General features: G+C 25.6%; 6 protein-coding genes and 1 pseudogene. 1 reads left to right on the forward strand and 6 read right to left on the reverse strand.

Translation table 11 applies throughout. The features are described 5' to 3' along the window. Positions 1-316: 316 nt before the first annotated feature. From BM384_RS15670 to BM384_RS15695, 6 genes are all read right to left on the reverse strand, one after another. Entirely contained in the window at positions 317-844 is a 528-nt protein-coding gene (locus BM384_RS15670) for a DUF4352 domain-containing protein (RefSeq protein WP_090014997.1), read from the reverse strand. Then, complete coding sequence (locus BM384_RS15675; protein WP_090014999.1) at positions 845-1516, reverse strand: ATP-binding cassette domain-containing protein; 672 nt, start codon at positions 1514-1516, stop codon at positions 845-847. It lies immediately after the preceding gene. Positions 1517-1529: 13 nt separating this feature from the next. Further along, positions 1530-2291 carry a DUF2705 family protein gene (locus BM384_RS15680; protein WP_090015001.1) on the reverse strand — a complete coding sequence of 254 codons (762 nt, stop codon included), beginning with the start codon at positions 2289-2291 and terminating at the stop codon, positions 1530-1532. Between the two features lie 16 nt (positions 2292-2307). Further along, on the reverse strand, positions 2308-3117 hold the full coding sequence (locus tag BM384_RS15685; protein WP_090015003.1) for a hypothetical protein: 810 nt from the start codon (positions 3115-3117) through the stop codon (positions 2308-2310). Continuing rightward, positions 3098-3910 (reverse strand): hypothetical protein, encoded by an 813-nt coding sequence (locus BM384_RS15690; protein WP_090015005.1) that lies wholly within the window; start codon positions 3908-3910, stop codon positions 3098-3100. The genes BM384_RS15685 and BM384_RS15690 overlap by 20 nt, the downstream gene beginning before the upstream one ends. 69 nt (positions 3911-3979) lie before the next feature. Continuing rightward, on the reverse strand, positions 3980-4432 hold the full coding sequence (locus BM384_RS15695; RefSeq protein WP_090015007.1) for a hypothetical protein: 453 nt from the start codon (positions 4430-4432) through the stop codon (positions 3980-3982). 103 nt (positions 4433-4535) lie between these two features. Between BM384_RS15695 and BM384_RS15700 the strand changes: the two are divergent. Beyond that, a pseudogene (locus BM384_RS15700) lies at positions 4536-4767 on the forward strand (IS701 family transposase); the annotation flags it as partial.

Consider the following 4767-nt stretch of genomic DNA (forward strand, 5'->3'; position numbering starts at 1 on the left):
CATATGATGAGAACTGTCCTTATATAAGAACTTCTATTCTTTTAAAACGCTCTAAAGCCTTTAAAATAGACTATTTGTTCATAGCTTCTTCAACTGCAACTGCTACTGCAACTGTGCATCCTACCATTGGGTTGTTACCCTTATAAATGGCTACAAAATTTATAGCCATTTAAAAACATATGCAATCTTTCTAAAGCATTGATATTACTTGCTCTTCAAAGATTGCATAATTTTTATTTACACTTAGTTTCATTTATTAGCTTTTTATAAAACTTAGTTAGCGTTGACAAATCGTTGACAAAATTATGAATTTTCTTTACTTCAACTCTATATATTTTGCATAGAATTTTCTTTCATTATATTTCTCTTTAATTTGGGCTTTATATAAATCATTGGCAATGTAGAATTGTAATCCATTATCAAAATTTATTCTATTGGGTGCTGAAGAATAATATATTGTAGCTTCTAATACTTTTCCAGGTGCCAATCCTTGAATCTTCTTAAGATCTTTCTCCTCTACACCAGCAGTATCTAAGTATTCAAATCCATCACTTAATTTACTATTAGATATTAATGTTTTTATATCAAGCTTTTCAGGACTCTTATTTTTCATTTCTATATTAAGAATAATCTTATCATTAGCTGTTTCTTCCTTACCTCTAATAATATCATATGAATTAATTTTAAATTGTAAATCATCTAATTCTACAAGTTCATTAACTTTGTAAACTTGTTTTTCATATGCATTAGGAATATCTTTATTAATTTCTTTATATCTAAAACTCAAGATTATAGAAATACATACTATAATCATAAATATTATATACTTTACTTTCCCCTTCATTTAACAAGTTTCCCTTTCTTTTAGAATTAATTGTTCTGCTATTTTTCCTTCTTTTATTGTATATATTTCATCTGCTACTTTTTCCATTTCAGCTCTATCATGATTAGTTATTAAAATTAGCTTTCCTTTTTTCTTTAAATCTAAAATTAAATTTCTAACAATCTCTTGCCCATTATCATCTAAAGCATTTGTAGGTTCATCTAAGATTATTAAATCAGGATCCTCCATTACAGCTTGAGCTATTCCTAATCTTTGTTTCATTCCTAATGAATATTTCTTATATTTTCGTTTATCATTCGGAGATAATCCAACACTTCTTAATACTTCTTTTATGCCATTATCATCAATTACTTTCTTAATATCAGCTAAGTATTTCAAATTTTGAAATCCTGTATAATTAGGAAGAAAACCTGGATTTTCAATTAACATCCCAAAACTTTCTGGAAAAGAAATATCTTGTCCTAAAATCTTACCATCTATTAGAACTTCACCTTCAGTTGGCCTTATTAATCCACTAATTGCTCTAAACAACATTGATTTTCCCGAACCATTAATACCACAAAATCCATAGACCCTACCTCTATATAAATTCAAATTAATATTTGATAAAATTATATTCTTTTTTATTACCTTATTTAAATTTTTAATTTCCACATAAGCTTTTTCACTCACTTTATTCATCCTCTCAATATATATCTTTTTTTAAAAAAACACCATATCCAACTATTACAGTTATAGCTGATAACATTAGATTATATAAAACAGACTTTACTAATGTTAGATTATTTATATTGTCAAAAGGTACATGCCTTAATATCAAACAATGTTGTCCTGGCAAAATACTACTGCTAATAATAACTGATAACAGTAGAACAACAACAATTATTAAGGATGAGTATTTAGGTTTAATAACTAATGATAACATATTCTGAATTAATACTAACGAAATTGAAGTTGTAGTATATAATAAAATTAATGTTCTTATGAGTTCTTTATTATTAATATTAATCCCCTCTATCAAAGAAACTTCTGTTGGATTTAAGAATATTTTTGATAATAAAAATATTATTCCAAATAGTAAAATATAATAAATAATTGTATTACATATTAGTAGAAATACCTTTACTATATAGAAATATTTTAAATTCCTGCATCTTACTAAAACATATTTGCCATTTTTCCTTAAATCATTATAAAAATTATCTCCTAAATTAAAAATTATAAAAAAGTTAATTATTAACCATATAAAAGGTAATTCTCCTACATTTTTTATTCCTTTAAGCTGAATATAAAACAAATTTATATTATCTACTCCTATACTTGTACTCTTCATTACTGTTAAAAAACTAAAAATAAAGAATATAACCGAAAAAAATATATTTCTTAATAAAATATTCTTAAATGTAAATCTAAAATCTCTTTTTATTAATGAAATAATTAAACTCATAAAGAATCACCTCAATCTAATTCCTATCTAAAAAATCTTTTTTTTCAATAAAATAACTTCCTAATCTATAAAGTAACAATATAAGTGCTAATAAATACACTTGATTTCTTAATATAGAAATTGGATAAACTAAATTAGACATATATATATGCATCTGTTTAAATATAAACGAAATCTTATCAAAGAAAACTGAAGCATACATCTGTAGTATTATTATTGCAACAATATATGTATTTTTCATAAACATTTTTAAAATACAAATTAACATTCCAGTTGCTGTAAGACCAAGAAAACCACTAAGGAAAATATATGACAATATTTTATATGTACTAAAATTTTGTGAAATTTCGTTCCAATTACTAGGACTATTTAACAACTTATATATAGTCCCATCAGTACTTGTCCATGTATTATTTAAAGACCCAGTAAATATAGAACTTACTATGTATCCTAAAAAAATCAAAGTAAACATTAATGCAAAAGACATGATAACAATATAGAAAAACTGCCTACTAATTATTTCTTTTCTTGAGCTGCTCCTAATTACACACAACTTTTTGTTATCATATTCTAATACACTAATTAAACTCAGTGAAAATATAAATATTATTATCATATAAGAAGTATTCCCTAGAATCCCTAAGTTTTTATGTACATCACATAACATATCTAGTACACCTATTTTTACCTCTGTTAAAGTCCCTGTATCTACGTAAATTTTTCCCATTATAGTAATTGATATAAACATAATAATATATGCCATAACAATTCTATATTTTATTGGCTTTATGCATCTTAAAAAATCCTTAATCCACTTTATAAACATCACTTTTTACTCCTGTAAAACAAAATAAAGCAAATGTAATAATAGAAATAGCAATAAACTCCCCTGCAACTATTATAAAGTGTTGATTTCTAGAAAGATACAAAAAACTTGAAGGTGCATATTTTAGCTTATCAAATATCTCACAAAAAATAGTTACTACAATGCTTAATACAAAGGGTACAAATAATACTACATATTTATTTTTTATAACTTTACTAGAACATAACGCTATAGATGCAAATGCTCCTGAATACAGAAAATATATTCCTATCCACATAACTGTATATAAATGTGCATTACTATAAAATAAATTGCTAAATAATCCACCTTTCATAATAATTTGTCCAGTTAATATAGGATCTGGCTGTATACTAGGTTTTATCATAATACATAGTATATAATCTAATAACAAAGGTAACGAGAATGCTACTCCACTAACGATAAAATTTGCAAAATACTTATTAACAAGATACTTAACTCTGTTCTCTCTTGCATAAATACTTTGTATAATCCCACTTTTCATATCCTCAATATACGAATCTGAAAAACTAAATGCACTTATTATAGGCATTATTATTATTAAAAGATTAGAAATAGGATTTGAATTAAAAAATATAAATTTTGAAAAAGCAGTATCAACATATCCATCCATATATTGTGTCAATATATCTCTATCATTTAATCCTCCCTTTAAAATATCCCAAATACTTAGTAAACAAATTATACTGACTAATAAAATCATTAATTTAAATGACTTTCTTGAAGCTGCCCTCTTTATTTCAGATAAAAACATAAAACTTATCCCCTCTTTTTTTTAAAATTATAATGCAGTTTTCACTGCATTATAATTTTATATTATTTATTAATCGTATATTCCACTTGAATCAGGACTCCAAGCTCCACCAGCTGTCCATGAATAAGTATATCTATATGGTGCATAGAATTGCATTGTAACTTGACTATGTCCCTTCATTTCATAAGCATAACTATGAATTGAATATTGACCTATTCCCCATGCAGTCTTAGCTGGTAAATTTCCCATTAAACTATTATGACTTGAGTCTACAACTTTCATATTAACAAAATCGTCACTACGCTTATTATCTGTTACTTTTATGTAAACATATGCAGGACTCTTATCTTCTTTGTACCTTAACTCATCTATATAGTGATTCCCTTCATTACCTAATTCTTTGTAAAATTGCCACCAAGTATCTGAATTATTTTTTGCAAACCCATTTGTTGCAAAAGCACCAATAATAACACCACCTACTAAAATAGCAGTTGTACTCTTTTTAATACTATAATAGTGCAAAATCGCTTGAATAATTTTACAAATGAATAAAATAAAAAAACATTTATGACAAATCCTTGTTATAATTAAGTTCCTACACAAAACAAACAAGGAGTATGCATAAATGTTTCAGAACACAATTATATCAGATGAACTATCAATACACAAATTTTTTAAACAATTAAATTTTGATTTATACTTAACTAATCCACAATTAAAACATTTAAAAAGTATTATGAATGCTATGATTTCAAAAGGGTTCAATGGTAAGGTTTCCGACATAGCGGAGCTTGCATCTACAAGGCATCGAACTAGTATAACTCGATTTCTATCAAATAGTTCTTGGGATGAAAATC

This window comes from Clostridium sp. DSM 8431 (genome assembly GCF_900116755.1).
In the GTDB taxonomy this organism is placed as follows: domain Bacteria; phylum Bacillota; class Clostridia; order Clostridiales; family Clostridiaceae; genus Clostridium.